Source organism: Janthinobacterium sp. HH102 (assembly GCF_001758625.2).
In the GTDB taxonomy this organism is placed as follows: domain Bacteria; phylum Pseudomonadota; class Gammaproteobacteria; order Burkholderiales; family Burkholderiaceae_D; genus Janthinobacterium.
In genome coordinates, this window is sequence record NZ_CP062062.1 from 4960389 (window position 1) to 4975761 (window position 15373).

Genomic DNA, 15373 nt, shown 5'->3' on the forward strand with positions numbered 1-15373 from the left:
CAACATATCATCATGCCCAGAGCTATGCAAGCTCCGCATGGTTGAGCCTTGACGGGCTCAGGACGAAAAAAAAGCCGGGAAAACAGCCCCGGCTTGATCCGCATCAGCAATTAATTGCTGATTTATTGCTGTTACGCATCCAGCAGAATACGCAGCATGCGGCGCAGCGGCTCGGCCGCGCCCCACAGCAACTGGTCGCCCACGGTGAACGCGGACAGGTATTCGCCGCCCATGCTCATCTTGCGCACGCGGCCGACGGGAATCGTCAGGCTGCCCGTGACGGCTGCCGGCGACAGGTCGCGCACGGACGCTTCGCGCGTGTTCGGCACGAATTTCACCCATTGATTGTTGCTGGCGATGATGTCATTGATTTCATCGAGCGGCACGTCTTTCTTCAGCTTGATGGTCAGCGCCTGCGAATGGCAGCGCATGGCGCCGATGCGCACGCACAGGCCGTCGACGGGAATTTCCTTGGTGCCGAAATCGATGCCGCGGCCGAGGATCTTGTTCGTTTCCGCGCCCGCCTTCCACTCTTCTTTCGACTGGCCGTTGCCCAGGTCCTTGTCGATCCACGGGATCAGGTTGCCGGCCAGCGGCGCGCCGAATTGCTTGATTTCATCCGGGGAATAGCCGTGCTGGGTGGCCAGCACCTGGCGGTCGATTTCCAGGATGGCGGACGCCGGGTTTTCCAGCAGCGCCTTGACGGAGCTGTTGATGGTGCCAAATTGCGTCAGCAGTTCGCGCATGTGCTGCGCGCCGCCGCCCGAGGCCGCCTGGTACGTCATCGACGTCATCCAGTCGATCAGGTCGTGCTGGAACAGGCCGCCCAGGCCCATCATCATGCACGACACGGTGCAATTGCCGCCGATGTAGTTCTTGACGCCCTTGCCCAGCGCATCCTTGATGACGTGCAGGTTGACGGGGTCGAGCACGATGACGGCGTCTTTTTCCATGCGCAAGGTCGAGGCCGCATCGATCCAGTAACCGTTCCAGCCCGCTGCGCGCAGCTGCGGGAAGACGGCGCTCGTGTAGTCGCCGCCCTGGCAGGAAATGATGATGTCGCACTTGGACAGTTCGGCGATGTTGTTGGCATCCTTGAGGATGGTTTCATTCTTCGCCATGGCCGGCGCCGCGCCGCCCGTGTTCGACGTGGTGAAAAACACCGGTTCAATGTGGGCGAAATCGCCCTCTTCCTGCATGCGCTGCATCAGGACCGAACCGACCATACCGCGCCAACCTACCAAGCCAACTAATTTCATTACCATTCCTCAAGATGAGACGGCGACTGCCATCATTGAAATATTTTATCCTAATGCACGCACTACGGCATCACCCATGGCCTCGGTACCGACCAAAGTCGTGCCCGCTTCGTGGATGTCGGCCGTGCGCAGCCCCTGCGCCAGCACCTGCTTGACGGCGCCTTCGATGCGGTTTGCCTGCTCTTCGCGATTCAGCGAATAGCGCAGCATCATGGCGGCCGACAGGATCGTCGCCAGCGGATTGGCGATGCCCTTGCCCGCGATATCGGGCGCCGAACCGTGCGACGGCTCGTACAAGCCCTTGTTGTTGGCATCGAGCGAGGCGGACGGCAACATGCCGATCGAGCCAGTCAGCATGGCGGCCGCGTCCGACAAGATATCGCCGAACATGTTGCCGGTCACCATGACATCGAATTTCTTCGGCGCCCGCACCAGCTGCATGGCCGCGTTATCGACATACATATGGTCGAGCGCCACGTCCGGGTATTCCTTGTGCACATCGGTGACGATGTCTTTCCAGAACTGGAAGGTTTCCAGCACGTTCGCCTTGTCCACGCTGGTGAGCCGCTTGTCGCGCTTTTGCGCGGCCTGAAATGCCACGTGGGCGATGCGGCGGATTTCGCCTTCCGCATAGCGCATGGTGTCGAAGCCTTCGCGCTGGCCCTTGAACGGACCGTCCGGGCACTCGCGCACGCCGCGGGGCTGGCCGAAATAAATATCGCCCGTCAATTCGCGGATGATCAGGATATCCAAGCCCGACACCACTTCCGGCTTCAGGGTCGAGGCGCCCGCCAGTTCCGGATACAAAATGGCCGGACGCAGGTTGGCGAACAGGCCCAGGTTCTTGCGCAAGCCCAGAATCGCCTGCTCCGGGCGGAACTGGCGCTCGAGGTTGTCGTATTGGTAGTCGCCCACGGCGCCGAACAGCACGGCATCGGCCGCTTTCGCCAGGGCCAGCGTGCCTTCCGGCAGCGGGTGGCCATGGGCCGCGTAGCCGGCGCCGCCCACGGGCGCCGTTTCCAGCTCAAACGATTCGCCCAGCACATTCAAGACCTTGACGGCTTGCGCGACGATTTCAGGACCGATGCCGTCGCCGGGTAAGATTGCAATTTTCATATTTTAATCGTTTAAATGACGTTGGCCAGCCAGGGCTGAGCAGAAAGATGGCGTTCTTCGAAGGCGCGGATGTCGTCGGCATGGCACAGGGTCAGGCCGATATCGTCGAGTCCATTCATCAGGCAATATTTGCGGAAGGCATCGATCTCGAATGGATAGGAGACGGAACCATTGCTGGTGCGCACGCACTGCTGTTCCAGGTCCACCACCAGCTTGTAGCCGGGGAAGGCCTTGACTTCATTGAACAGGTGCTCGACCTGGCTTTCCGACAGCACGATGGGCAGCAAGCCGTTCTTGTAGCAGTTATTGAAGAAGATGTCGGCAAACGAGGGCGCGATGATGGCGCGGAAGCCATATTGATCGAGCGCCCACGGCGCGTGTTCGCGCGAGGAGCCGCAGCCGAAGTTCTTGCGCGTGAGCAAGATCGAGGCGCCCTGGTAGCGCGGCTCGTTGAGCACGAACTCGGGGTTCAGCGGGCGGCGGCTGTTGTCCTGGCCCGGTTCGCCATGGTCGAGATAGCGCCATTCGTCGAACAGGTTGGGGCCGAAGCCGCTGCGGTGGATCGATTTCAGGAATTGCTTCGGAATAATCGCGTCGGTGTCGACGTTGGCGCGGTCCAGCGGGGCGACCAGGCCTTCGTAAATCGTAAATTTATCCATGCTGTTTCTACTCGGTAAGACGCGCGGCGCGGGGCGCCGCCACGTCACGGTTTATTTTCCGCCGGCGCCAGTGACGACCTGGCCGACTTTCTGCACATCGCGGCCGATGCCCGAGACGGTGTTGCAGCCGGACAAGATGACGGTGGCGATGAGGAGGGCGAAGAGTTTTTTCATGATGATTTCAGTCTATGTGCTAATGGTTGCAAATCCCGTTAGTGTAAACCACCGGCAAATGCTGGGGTCAGACCCAACGGGTCTGACCCCAAATTCATCGCAATCCCCGCACGTCGACAAAATGGCCGGCGATGCCCGCCGCCGCCGCCATCGCGGGCGACACCAGGTGGGTACGACCGCCCTGCCCTTGCCGGCCCTCGAAGTTGCGGTTCGAGGTCGAGGCGCAGCGTTCGCCCGGTTCCAGACGGTCCGCATTCATGGCCAGGCACATGGAACAGCCCGGCTCGCGCCACTCGAAGCCGGCATCCTTGAAGATGCGGTCGAGTCCTTCGCGCTCGGCCTGATCTTTCACCAGGCCGGAACCGGGCACGACCAGCGCCAGGGTGACGTTCGAGGCGCGGTACTTGCCGCGTACCACGGCGGCGGCCGCGCGCAAATCTTCGATGCGCGAATTGGTGCAGGAACCGATGAAGACCTTGTCGATGCGGATGTCCGAGATCGGCGTGTTCGGCTTCAGCGCCATGTAGACGAGCGCCTTTTCGATGGCGTCGCGCTTGACGCTGTCTTTCTCATTGTCCGGATCCGGTACGCGGCCATCGATGCCAACCACCATCTCGGGCGAGGTGCCCCACGTCACTTGCGGTTCGATCTCTTGCGCGTTGAGCGTGACGACGAGGTCGAAACGGGCGCCCGGGTCCGAATGCAGCGTGCGCCAGTAGGCCACGGCGCGTTCCCAGTGCGGACCGGCCGGCGAAAACGGACGGCCCTTGACGTAATTGATGGTGGTATCGTCCACGCCGATGATGCCGGCGCGCGCGCCCGCCTCGATGGCCATGTTGCACACCGTCATGCGGCCTTCCATCGACAGGGCGCGGATGGCCGAGCCGCCGAACTCGATACAGTAACCGGTGCCGCCGGCCGTGCCGATCTTGCCGATGATGGCCAGCACGATATCTTTCGCCGTCACGCCGGCCGGCAGAGCGCCGTCGACCTGCACCAGCATGGACTTGGATTTCTTTTGCAGCAAGGTTTGCGTGGCCAGCACGTGTTCCACTTCCGACGTGCCGATCCCGTGCGCCAGCGCGCCGAACGCGCCGTGCGTGGACGTGTGCGAATCGCCGCAGACCACCGTCATGCCGGGCAGGGTCGCGCCCTGTTCGGGGCCGATCACGTGCACGATACCCTGGCGCTTGTCGTTCATGTTGAAGTAGGTCAAGCCGTAGTGCTTGGCGTTCTTGTCCAAGGTTTCCACCTGCAGGCGCGAGACGGGATCGGCAATGCCGTCGACCCGGCTGGTGGTGGGCACGTTATGGTCGGCCACGGCCAGGTTGGCGGAAATGCGCCACGGCTGGCGGCCCGCCACACTGAGGCCATCGAAGGCTTGCGGGCTGGTGACTTCGTGCAGCAAGTGCCGGTCGATGTACAAAATTGTCGTGCCATCATCTTCGGCCCGAACAACGTGGGATTCCCAGAGTTTGTCGTAAAGCGTCTTCATCATGATTTATGCAGCGTTGCCACAGCCTGTAGTAAGTGATCAAGTGATACCAGGTCATACGGTGATCCACGAGGATTATGCCATATATTGCGCGACACAGAACCGAAACAGGCAAAAGCGTGGGATTGGCGATACAAAGTTTGGCCGCATTGTTGGATATGAGCTGGAAATTGCCGATATCGGCATATCGGCGACATGACGGCCCCATCTGCGGGCAGGCCGCCGAACGAGCCACGGCGCGGCCAGAAATCGATACTTTTTCTTTAATCTTTCGTGTATTGTATTCGACAACAATTTCAGGAAAGACTGCATTGATGAGACTGTGTTCTTTTGCCGCCACGCTCCTGGCTACTTTGACAGTCAGCCATACGCAAGCGGCCACGCCGGGCGAGACCTGCCGGCAGGACTTGCGCGCCCTTCCCGCCTTTTTGCTGGAAAACGATACTGGCGCGCGCCAGCATCTGGCACAAAAAGGTCAAGCGTATTTCGACCAGGCATTGGCCAGCGCCAGCACCGCGGCGGCCAGGGTGAACGATGAGGCTGCCTGCAATACGGTACTGTCCGGTTACCTGAGCCAGTGGCGCAAAGGCCACCTGCAGATCATGCCGACCGGTGCGCTGAAACATGAGACACCAGCTGCAGCGCCATCCTCAACCGCCGCGCCAACGGCCACCATCGATGACAGGGCGCCATCGCTGCAGCTGCTGTCGCCGCACACGGCGCTGCTGACCTTACCGAGTTTTTTCCCCGGGTACGCCGGGCTCATCAATGATTTACTGGAAAGCAAGCGCGACGAACTGGCCAGCCGTCGAAACTGGATTATCGATGTGCGGCGCAACAACGGCGGCAGCGACAGCACATATGCGCCCTTGCTGCCATGGCTAGCTTCAGGCGAGAGCGTCAATATCGGTGGTGAATGGCTGTCCACGCCGGCCAATATCGCCAGCCAGGAAAACATCTGCGCGCTGTACGCTCCCGGCGACGCCACCTGCACGAAATATATGGCACTGGCCGTCACCCGCATGCGCAGCGTGCAGCCCGGCCAGTTCGTGGCGCAAAGCACCAACGGGCCTGTCAGCTATGCGAGTGTGTCTGGCCAGGCAGTACAGCCGTCCAGGGTGGCGGTGCTGGTTGACCGCGATTGCGGCAGTTCCTGCGAACAGTTTCTGCTGGAAGCGCGGCAAAGCTTTCGCGTCAAGCTGATCGGACGCAACAGCGGAGGCGCGCTCGATTATTCGAATCTGCGCATGCACCCTCTGCCCTCGGGACGGCGCCAGCTGGCCTACGCCACCTCGCGCTCGGCCCGCTTGCCATATCTGCAGGTCGATCTCGACGGCATCATGCCCGACATCTATCTGCCGCCGCCGAAGGACGAGGCGGAGCGCGCCCAGGAAATCGTGCGCGTGCAGCGCTGGCTGGAAGGCGGCACCTTACGCCCTAACAACATCTGACACCGCTGGCGCCATAAAAAAAGCCCGCTATGCCTAGCGGGCTTTCTAACGATTGAAGCAAGACTCAGGCAGCTAGACGAACGCTTCCCCGGCAGCCGTCCATCAGGAACGACAGGCCCACGACCAGCACCAGCTCGCCTTCGGCCGAGCGGGCCGTACCGGTAATGCCTTCCACGGTGATGGCCGTCATCGGCTTGATCACCAGGTCGGCCGTGCCGTCGACGGCTTCCACGGCAAGAATGTACGGCTGTGGCGCGGCGACGACGATGCCGACGCGTTCGCTGCACGATTCATAGCCCAGGGCACCGGCCAGCGACCGTACGGGCAATGGACGGCCCTGGTCTTTCAGCACGGGCGCGCCGCCCACTTCCATGAAGGTTTCCGGCAATTCGACGACGCGCTGCACCACCGCCATCGGCAGCGCCAGCGCGGCGCCCGAGGTCGACACGAGCATGGTCGGCACGATCGACAGTTCGATCGGCAGGCGGATGGCGAACTTCGTGCCCTTGCCCAGCGTCGACTCGATGTGGATGGCGCCGCGGTTTTTCTCCACGGCCGTTTTCACCACGTCCATGCCCACGCCGCGGCCGGAGACGCTGGACGCCACTTCCTTGGTCGAGAAGCCCGGCAGGAACACCAGCTGGAAGCATTCGTCGTTGCTCAATTGCGCGTTTTCGCTGATCAAGCCCTTTTGCTGGGCCTTGCTGCGCAGGAAGACCGGGTCCATGCCCTTGCCGTCATCCTGCAGCACGATCATGACGCTGTTGGCCTCTTGCCAGGCTTTCAGCGAAATATACGACTTGGCGGGCTTGCCGGCGGCCAGGCGCGCTTCCGGCGATTCGACGCCATGGTCGAGCGAGTTGCGCAGCATGTGCACGAGCGGATCGTACAGGCTGTCCACGACGACGCGGTCGACTTCCGTTTCCGCGCCTTCGATGGTCAGCTCGACATCCTTGCCCAGGTCTTTCGCCAGCTCGCGCACCAGGCGCGGGAATTTCTGGAACAGGCGGCCGACAGGCTGCATGCGCGTGGCCAGGGTGGCCCGCTGCAGTTCGGTCGAGTAACGCGAGGCGCGCTCCAGGGTTTCCGCCAAGGTCGCCATCAGGGTAGCGGCCTGGCCTTCGAATTTGAATTGCAGCAAGCGTTCGAGCAGCACGGCGGCCTGGTTGGCGGCCTGCACGGATTCGCCCGCCACTTCCAGCAGCGCGTCGAGCTTGACGGCGTCGACGCGGATGCTGTCTTCCTTGACGGGCGCGGCATGGCGCACTTCCGGACGCTCTTCGCGTCGTTCGGCGCCATCCCAGGCCTTGGCGGCCGGCTTGGCGGCAGCGGCAGCAGCGGCGGGCGCAGCGGCGGCCACGACGGCAGGGGCAGCGGCGACGGCGGACACCGGCGCGGCAGCGACCCGGCTGCCCTCGGGCACGACGGCGTTATACATGCCTTCCCAGTCCAGGCCATCGGCGCCGGCGGTGGAGACGGCGGCGGCAGGCGTGGCGGCAGGCACTTCCGCAACCTCGGCAACGGGCGCGGCCACTTCCGCCACCACGGCGGCGGCAGGCGCAGGCGCGTCCATGCCCTTGCCTTCGATGGCGTTCGTCAGGATGTGTTCCAGCTCTTCCGGCATGGCCGGCAAACTTTCCGGCGCGGCGCCGTTGGCCAGTTCCGTCAGCTGGTCGGCGACGAAACCGGACGCCTGCAGCGCCGCCTCGATGGCGATGGGGGTGACGGGCGCGGCGCCCGTACGCAAGGCGTCGAACAGGTTTTCCGTCAGGTGGCAGGCCGCCACCAGCGCGGGCAAGCCCATGAAGCCGGCACCGCCCTTGATCGTGTGGAAGGAACGAAACACCGCATTCAGTGTTTCCTTGTTGTCAGGATCGCGCTCGAGGCGCAACAAGTGCTCTTCAACATTAACCGCAAGATCCATCGCCTCAACGACGAAATCCTTGAGCATATCGTCCATTAGAATCCCAAATCCGCAAGAAGGTCGTCTACATTATCCTGGTCCAGCGCCACCGACGGCACGGACGGGCCCTGCATCAGCGGCACCGGCTTTTGCGCCAGTTTCTCGCGCACCTCGGCCGGCGCGTTGTCGCGCAACAGCTGGGCCAGTTCGTTTTCCACGGTCTTGGTGATGTTGACCACTTTTTTGATCAGCTGGCCCGTGATGTCCTGGAAGTCCTGCGCCATCATGATTTCCAGCAAGCGCGCTTTTTCCGCTTCCGTCGCTTCGGCAACGGCTTGCGCGAACTGGCGCGAGTCGCCGGCCAGGGCCTTGAATTCTTCCAGGCTCAGCTTGCCGTCGAACAGCGCCGTCCAGCGGCCGTCCATGTCCTTGGCTTTCTTCGACAGTACATCCTGCGCCGGCATGCCTTCGTCGAGCGTGTTCAGGACCTTGTTGGCGGCCTGTTCGGTCAGGGTGGCGACGTATTCCAGGCGGTCCTGGGCGTCGACGATCTGCGACGACGCTTCCGTCAGCGCCTTGTCGTAGCCCAGTTCGCGCAGCGAATCGTGCAGCAGGCGCACGATGCCGCCCAGACGCTCGAACATCGGCTTGTCGGACTGGTCGACGGGATCGGCCGCGTCGCCAGACGCCTCGGCGCCGGCCACAGGCAGCGCTTCCGCCTCGCCGGCCACCGGCTCGGCGGCTGCCGGCACGGCGGCGTTGGCCGACACCGAGTCGAACAGCGCGTCGAAATCGTCCTCCGCAATCACGGCGGGAGCGGGCGCGGCGGCAGACGCGGGCTGAGCCGCGGCCGCACTTTGCGCAGATACTTCATCGAATAATGCGTCGAAATCATCAGCGGCGTTGGTCATATCCCTGCTTCTCCATAATTTGTCAAAATTCCGCCTGAACTGTGCGTTTTACAGACTGATACCCACAATTTCTCGATTAAGATGATTTGAGGCAATACCGCTGCGATGGTGCGAGTGTAGCAGGGCGCCGCCCTGTTGGTAAATCTCAAAACGCGCTTCCTGGTGCAAAGCTGGCCTACAAGAGCTTTTCCACAAGGAAATATGTGTTCCAGCTGTTGTATTTTGAAATACTACCATTGGCGTGCGTGCAAGACCACGCACAGCAGAAGAAATCCTGCTTCCGGGCGTCTGCGCAACAGCGCCACATGGACATCGTTGCAGCTACACACGATCTTTCTGCCAATGTTGTCTATACTGAAGGTGCAGTTGTATTGATAATTATCAAGTCTTTGCATGAATACAATGCTGCCGCCGCGTCTACAATAAGAGGCGTTGCGCGCGCTCAGTCACCGCCAAAGGACCTGCCATGTATAAGAAAATTCTGATCGCCACCGATGGCTCCACCGTCTCCAACCTGACGGCCTGCGCCGGCGTTGCTTTTGCCGAACAGATGCACGCCGACATCCTTGCCTTGTATGTGGCGCCCGAATACCAGTACCCGGTGTACATCGAAATCATTCCGCCAAGCTATCCCAGCGAGGAGGAGTACCGCATCGCCATGCGCAAGGCCGGCGCCGACCACTGGCAGCCCATCCTCGACGCGGCCGCCAAGCGCGGCCTGGAAGCGACGGGCCTGACGGCCTTTTCCGACAGCCCGGCCCTGAAGATCGTGGAAGTGGCGCAATTGCAGCATTGCGATCTGATTTTCATGGGTTCGCATGGCCGCAGCGGCTGGGGGCAATTGCTGTTGGGCAGTGTGACCAATAAAGTGCTGTCGCACTCGAAATTGCCCGTGCTCGTGCATAGGCTGATCAAGGAACCCCCGTCCGAATAAGAGGTCACATGACCACCGGGGCCGCCGTTGCCGGCATATGCAGAAAAAGGCATAATGCGGCCGCCTCAGTTAAAATGACAACGTTTCTCGTTTCTCAACATTTGATTGTCCGGTGACGGACAGAGCAGATTTCACGCATCCAGATTGCCCGCCTATGATACGTATTGTAATTGCCGACGACCACACCATCATGCGAGAAGGCTTGAAGCGCATCCTTGACGGCGCGCCGGATATCGATATCGTGGGCGAAGCCATCGACGGCTTTGAAGTACTCAATCAGGTGCGCCAGGGCGGCTTCGACCTGCTGCTGCTCGACCTGTCAATGCCGGGCCGCAGCGGCGTCGACCTGATCCGGCAAATCCGCAGCGAGGCGCCCAAGCTGGCCATCCTGATCCTCACCATGCACGAGGAAGAACAATATGCGGTGCGCGCCATCCGCGCCGGCGCACAAGGCTATCTGACCAAGGAAAGCGCTGGTACCCAGCTCGTGGGCGCCATTCACAAGGTGGCGTCGGGACGCCCCTACATCAGCGCCGAGGTGGCCGAGCAGCTCGTGCTCAACATCATGATGCCGAATGAAAGCTTGCTGCACAAACAGTTATCGGACCGCGAGTTCGAAGTCTTTTCCCTGCTGGTGGCGGGCAAGTCGATCACGGAAATCGCCAACAACCTGCACCTGAGCGTGAAGACGGTGAGTACGCACAAGACGCGCATCATGCAAAAAATGGGCATGAGTTCGCTATCCGAAATGGTGCAGTACGCCGTGGCGCACCGCCTGCTCTCCCCCTTCAAGACGTAAGCCCGGCGGCGCGCGCCCGCGCGTCGACCGTAGGAACAATCCTACTCCCCCTACCGTAGCTCCTACTGCCATATTCAGCCACTGCTGATATTAATTGCATATGGTTGTTGGCATACTGAAACCAGTAATCAAGTTGCTGGGAAGTTATTTCATCACACAGCAAGTCGTCAGCGAATTGAGCTTTATCAGCCTGGACGCGCGCCGCCCTTTCCCTGCCCGCCGTCTGCGCACCCTGTCATTCAACTCTGAACTACCTGTCACCAGGAGATGAACATGCTGTCCACGCAAACGCCCGAAACCCGCGCCGCCGCCCCATCGCTGGCTCCCTCTTCCCCGATGGAAGCGGGGCGCCAGCGCCAGGGGCGGCTATGGTCGAACCTGAAGGAGGTATGCGATCTGCTGCATATCTCCAGTGCCTGCACCATCGCCGCAGACGAACTGCTGTTCCAGCACGTGCAATTCAAGACGGGCCAGCGCGTGCATACCATCGGCCAACCGTTCGACACCTTGTACATCGTCAATTCGGGCTTCCTGAAAACCGTGCTCATCGACGAATTCGGCAATGAACAGGTACTGAGCTTTCCCATGAAGGGCGACATGCTGGGCGTCGACGGCATCCACTCGCGCCACTACTCCTCGGAAGCGGTGGCACTGTCCGACTGCGACCTGATCCTGTTGCCGTTCAAGAAGCTGACGGCGCTGGGACGTGTTCACCTGGAACTGGAAAACGTCATGTACGGCGTGATGAGCCGCGAACTGGTGCGCGAACAGGCGATGATCGGCATGCTGGGCGCCTTGAGCGCCGAAGCCCGCGTGGCGCGCTTCCTCGTCTCGCTGGCCGACCGCTTCGCGCAGATGGGCTATTCGAGCAAGCTGTTCAACCTGCGCATGACGCGCCACGAAATCGGCAGCTACCTGGGCCTGACCCTGGAAACGGTGAGCCGCACTTTGTCCGCCTTCAATGAAATCGGCCTGATCTCGGTTGACCAGCGCACCATCGGCATCAAGGATCCGGACGCCCTGAAAACCCTGCGCCGCTTGCCGCCGTCGCGCTCGCGCGCCAAGCAGCTGGCTGCCGCCAAGCTCAAGGCCGACACCACCGCCGCCGCGGCCGCCTCGGCGCAATTGCTGGCCACGATTTAACGCCATCCCGATTTCTTCCAGCTTGGCACAGGCTTGACCCGACCAAGGCGCGCACCGCCTTGCCGGGTCTTTTTTGCTGCCGCTCCCCTTCCATGCCGCGCCAGTGGCCGCCTTCGCGCAGCGCCATGCTCCACGCTGCCATCCCATCGCAAAAAAGCACGGATTGCGCATAAATAAGCCTTGCTTTTCGGGCCACATTCAACAATAATGCAAATACGAATCATTCTCAACTGAGATAAAGAAAGCCCAACATGCAAAGCTCAAAACCAGCCTTGATCCAGGATGCCGCTACCGCCCACGTCCGTCCTCCCGTCAGCATGGCCCAGCCAGCGCGCCGCATCACCAGCGAAGCGCTGCTGCAGCAGGGCCGCGAAGTGGAGATTGAGCACAGCGGCAAGATCTATCGCCTGCGCGTCACCCAATTGAACAAGCTGATCCTGACTGCCTGAAGCAGCACGGCAGCCAGTCACCACGCTCGCCAGCCAGTCGCGCCCCGTGCGCGCAGCCAGCCAAACCACCGCACAGGAGTGTTTGATGGCGAACGACCGACCTTCCTCGATGTTTCCTTCCCCGCAAGGCCAGCAGCCTGAATTGCTGCTGTCGGCCGTGCTGCACCTGATGTCGCACTACCATGCGGACAGTCCCTGCGAGAAACTGGCCGCAGTCATCGAACGCCATCTGCAAGCGCTGGCCGGCTCGCCCGGCCTCGGCCCCGTGCTGCAAGCGACTTGCCAGCAACTGTCGCAGCAATGGGCCACCCTGGTGGCGCTGCACCGGCCCGCGCCGCCGAAGACCACCTTGCTCGAGCGCCTGGCACGCATGCTGAGCGCCAGACGTCCTGCCTCGCCGCTGCCGCACTAATTTCTATTTCTCTTCCACCGCTGCCCCACCGCCCAACAGGATATCGCCATGTGTGACAAAGACCAGTCCCTGCCCGTCATCAGCAATTGCGCCCACGCCGACACGGAAACGGCCGCGCTCGCTTCGCGCCGCCGCCGGCTGTGGGAACTGTCGCATACCTGCCATTGCCCGCTGGTCGGCGTGGGCTTGCCATTGGGCTACCTGCGCAAGCTGGTGGGCAAGATGACGGGCGGGCGCGTGCTGGCCGACGACTACGAAGTGCACGTGGGCGCCGTGACGGAATGCGGCGCGCGCAACCGCCTGTCCGAAGCGCTGCAAAAGGAACTCGAACGCCGCTACGCTCCCGTGATCCTGCGCTTTCGCGGCGCCAAGACCACGGAACAGGTAGCGCAACTGTGGCGCACGGCCGTCGCCAACGGCGACGTGTCGGGCGCCTTCTGGGCCGGCCTGACGCACCCGCGCTGCGACGCCGAGCTGGAAGAGCAGATGTGCCGCGACTTGCACATGATCCAGCACCAGGCCGGCGCCTGCGTACGCGCCGACATGGGCAAATTTACAGCCTTGCAGGAAGAAAACGCGCGCCTGACGCAAGAACTGGCCAAGCTGCAGCAGCGCAGCCAGGCCGCACTGACGGAAAAAACGGGCGAACTGGAACGCCAGGAAGCCGTGCTGCTGCGCACGCGGGCCGAGTCCATCGGCAAGGATAGCGTGATCGACGGCTTGCGCGCGGAACTGGCGCAATTGCAGGCGGCCGTCCCGGCACTGGAATCGCGCACGCGCCTGGTCGAACGCCTGGCGCAAATGGATGAGCGCGAAAAGGAATTGCGCCAGCAAATCGCGGAATTGAAACAGGCCCAGCCGCGCCAAGCCGCCGCCGTGCCGCCACCGGCACCCAAGCTGGAAGTGCCGACCGGCGGCAAGCTGAAAATGCCGATCCGCCTCGTCGATCAAAGCGTCTTGTGCGTGGGCGGACGCAGCGGCAATGTCGCCACCTACCGCGCCCTGATCGAGCGGGTCGGCGCGCAGTTCGCCCACCACGACGGCGGCCTGGAAGACAATGCCAACCTGCTCGACTCGAGCCTGGCGGCCGCCGACCTGGTGATTTGCCAGACGGGCTGCATCAGCCACAGCGCCTACTGGCGCGTGAAGGATTATTGCAAGCGCACGGGCAAGCGCTGCGTCTTCATCGACAACCCCAGCATCTCCAGCCTGGCGCGCGGCTTGCAGGAAGTGAGCGGCGACATGGACACGGCGCCGCTGGCTGCGATCCAGCCATAAGCAATCGCTGCTGCATTAATACACGTCGCGCCGGTAGCGCCCTTCGGCCGCCAGCGCGTCGAGCGCGGGCCGGCCCAGTATCTCTTGCAGGGCCTGGTCGACGCCGCCCGCCATGCCGGCCAGGCTGCCGCAGATATAGATGGCCGCGCCCTGCTCCAGCCACAGCTTGACTTCATCGGCATTGCCGCGCAGGCGGTCCTGCACGTAGGTGCGCTCCGTCTGGTCGCGCGAAAACGCCAGGTCCAGCCGAGGCAAGTCGCCGCTGGCATGCCAGCCTTCAATCTCTTCGCGATAATGAAAATCGTGGGCCAGGTTGCGCTCGCCAAAGATCAGCCAATTGCGCCGCTGCCCTGCCAGCACGCGGCTCTTCAGGTGGCCGCGCAAGCCGGCGATGCCGCTGCCGTTGCCGATCAAAATCAATGGCCGCTGGGCATTGTCTTCCAGGCGAAAGCGTTTGTGCTGGCGCAAGCGCAGCTGCACCACGTCGCCCACCTTGGCCTGCGCCGTGAGCCAGCCCGAGGCCAGGCCCAGGCTGCCGTCGGGATGCGCATGCTGGCGCACCAGCAAGTGCACGCCGCCGTCGCGCGGAATCGAGGCGATCGAGTATTCGCGCGGCTGCGAGGGGTCGGCGGGCGCCGTCACCTGCACCAGGTCGCCCGACTGCCAGTCAGGCAGGCTGCCGGCCACGGGCGCCAGTTCCACGTGATAGATGGCGCCGCCGGCGCTGCCCGGATTGAGCAGCTGCCTGTGCGTCAGGCGCCAGTCGCCGAAGGCGGGGGCGCTCCAGTCGGGCGCGTCGCTGGTGCCGGCCAGGTGACTCAGATGCTGGAACCATTGCTCGATGCTGACGCTGGCGCTGCGGTCGACTTCGATGCGCTCGAACAGGCGCGAGGCGCCCTGCGCCACCAGCCAGGCATCGAGCGCGCGGCCAAAACCGCAAAACTGGCCATAGCTGCGGTCGCCCAGGGCCAGCACGGCGTAATGCAATTGCGGCAGCGCCAGCTCGCCCGTCATCAGGCGGCCCATGAAGGCGGCCGCATTGTCGGGCGCATCGCCTTCGCCATAGGTGCTGACTAAAAACAGAGTCCGTTCGGCTTGTTGCAGATCAACGGCCGTGACTTCGGCCAGCGCGCACAGGCGCACGGGGATGCTGGCAAGTCGCAGGCTCTGCGCCGTTTGCGTGGCCAGTTCCTCGGCATTGCCCGTCTGGCTTGCATACGTCACCAGCCAGGCGGGACTGTTTGCCAGCGCCGCCTTGGCGGCGGCGGACGCGCGGCGCCTGGCGCGCGCGCGCAACCAGGGCGCCAGGCACACGCCCGCGTAGCTGAGGGACAGGGCCGCCAGCAAGGCCAGCCGCGTCGTATCGTGCGTAAAAATCATGGAATTAATC

At 62.6% G+C, this 15373-nt stretch carries 15 protein-coding genes; 7 read left to right on the forward strand and 8 right to left on the reverse strand.

The features are described from left to right. Positions 1 to 131 precede the first annotated feature (131 nt). From asd to leuC, 5 genes are all read right to left on the reverse strand, one after another. The gene (gene asd / locus JAB4_RS22630; protein ID WP_071650193.1) at positions 132 to 1259 is read right to left on the reverse strand and encodes an aspartate-semialdehyde dehydrogenase; all 1128 of its coding nucleotides are present in this window, start codon (positions 1257 to 1259) and stop codon (positions 132 to 134) included. Positions 1260 to 1304: 45 nt separating this feature from the next. Next, positions 1305 to 2375 (reverse strand): 3-isopropylmalate dehydrogenase, encoded by a 1071-nt coding sequence (gene leuB, locus JAB4_RS22635; protein WP_070221124.1) that lies wholly within the window; start codon positions 2373 to 2375, stop codon positions 1305 to 1307. Between the two features lie 11 nt (positions 2376 to 2386). Beyond that, positions 2387 to 3034 carry a 3-isopropylmalate dehydratase small subunit gene (gene leuD / locus JAB4_RS22640; RefSeq protein WP_070221122.1) on the reverse strand — a complete coding sequence of 216 codons (648 nt, stop codon included), beginning with the start codon at positions 3032 to 3034 and terminating at the stop codon, positions 2387 to 2389. Positions 3035 to 3085: 51 nt separating this feature from the next. Then, positions 3086 to 3208 carry an entericidin A/B family lipoprotein gene (locus JAB4_RS22645; RefSeq protein ID WP_010400408.1) on the reverse strand — a complete coding sequence of 41 codons (123 nt, stop codon included), beginning with the start codon at positions 3206 to 3208 and terminating at the stop codon, positions 3086 to 3088. Positions 3209 to 3302: 94 nt separating this feature from the next. Next, on the reverse strand, positions 3303 to 4706 hold the full coding sequence (gene leuC, locus JAB4_RS22650; protein WP_070221120.1) for a 3-isopropylmalate dehydratase large subunit: 1404 nt from the start codon (positions 4704 to 4706) through the stop codon (positions 3303 to 3305). Between the two features lie 311 nt (positions 4707 to 5017). Here leuC and JAB4_RS22655 point away from each other — a divergent pair, with 311 nt between their 5' ends. Continuing rightward, complete coding sequence (locus tag JAB4_RS22655; RefSeq protein WP_175444692.1) at positions 5018 to 6154, forward strand: S41 family peptidase; 1137 nt, start codon at positions 5018 to 5020, stop codon at positions 6152 to 6154. Between the two features lie 64 nt (positions 6155 to 6218). Here the strand turns inward: JAB4_RS22655 and JAB4_RS22660 are convergent, their stop codons facing one another. Both JAB4_RS22660 and JAB4_RS22665 read right to left on the reverse strand, forming a co-directional pair. Then, entirely contained in the window at positions 6219 to 8114 is a 1896-nt protein-coding gene (locus JAB4_RS22660) for a chemotaxis protein CheA (RefSeq protein WP_070221116.1), read from the reverse strand. Continuing rightward, a complete protein-coding gene (locus tag JAB4_RS22665) occupies positions 8114 to 8968 on the reverse strand; it encodes a protein phosphatase CheZ (RefSeq protein ID WP_083286940.1) in 855 nt (284 codons plus the stop codon). The genes JAB4_RS22660 and JAB4_RS22665 overlap by 1 nt, the downstream gene beginning before the upstream one ends. A 466-nt stretch (positions 8969 to 9434) precedes the next feature. Here JAB4_RS22665 and JAB4_RS22670 point away from each other — a divergent pair, with 466 nt between their 5' ends. The 6 genes from JAB4_RS22670 (at position 9435) to JAB4_RS22695 (ending at position 13983) form a co-directional block, all read left to right on the forward strand. Then, positions 9435 to 9902: a universal stress protein gene (locus JAB4_RS22670; protein WP_070221114.1), complete on the forward strand. Its 468-nt coding sequence runs from the start codon at positions 9435 to 9437 to the stop codon at positions 9900 to 9902. 154 nt (positions 9903 to 10056) lie between these two features. Further along, positions 10057 to 10701 carry a response regulator transcription factor gene (locus JAB4_RS22675; RefSeq protein ID WP_070221113.1) on the forward strand — a complete coding sequence of 215 codons (645 nt, stop codon included), beginning with the start codon at positions 10057 to 10059 and terminating at the stop codon, positions 10699 to 10701. Positions 10702 to 11037: 336 nt separating this feature from the next. Next, complete coding sequence (locus tag JAB4_RS22680) at positions 11038 to 11844, forward strand: helix-turn-helix domain-containing protein (protein ID WP_070221155.1); 807 nt, start codon at positions 11038 to 11040, stop codon at positions 11842 to 11844. A 251-nt stretch (positions 11845 to 12095) separates the two neighbouring features. After that, positions 12096 to 12293 carry a hemin uptake protein HemP gene (locus tag JAB4_RS22685; RefSeq protein ID WP_034750559.1) on the forward strand — a complete coding sequence of 66 codons (198 nt, stop codon included), beginning with the start codon at positions 12096 to 12098 and terminating at the stop codon, positions 12291 to 12293. Between the two features lie 85 nt (positions 12294 to 12378). Beyond that, positions 12379 to 12705, forward strand: coding sequence for a hypothetical protein (locus JAB4_RS22690; RefSeq protein ID WP_070221111.1), 327 nt, complete (start codon positions 12379 to 12381; stop codon positions 12703 to 12705). A gap of 48 nt (positions 12706 to 12753) precedes the next feature. Continuing rightward, entirely contained in the window at positions 12754 to 13983 is a 1230-nt protein-coding gene (locus tag JAB4_RS22695) for a DUF2325 domain-containing protein (RefSeq protein WP_083286939.1), read from the forward strand. A gap of 15 nt (positions 13984 to 13998) precedes the next feature. On the opposite strand, the gene JAB4_RS22700 is transcribed toward JAB4_RS22695, so the two are convergent. Further along, positions 13999 to 15363, reverse strand: coding sequence for a sulfite reductase subunit alpha (locus JAB4_RS22700; RefSeq protein ID WP_070221109.1), 1365 nt, complete (start codon positions 15361 to 15363; stop codon positions 13999 to 14001). Positions 15364 to 15373 lie beyond the last annotated feature (10 nt).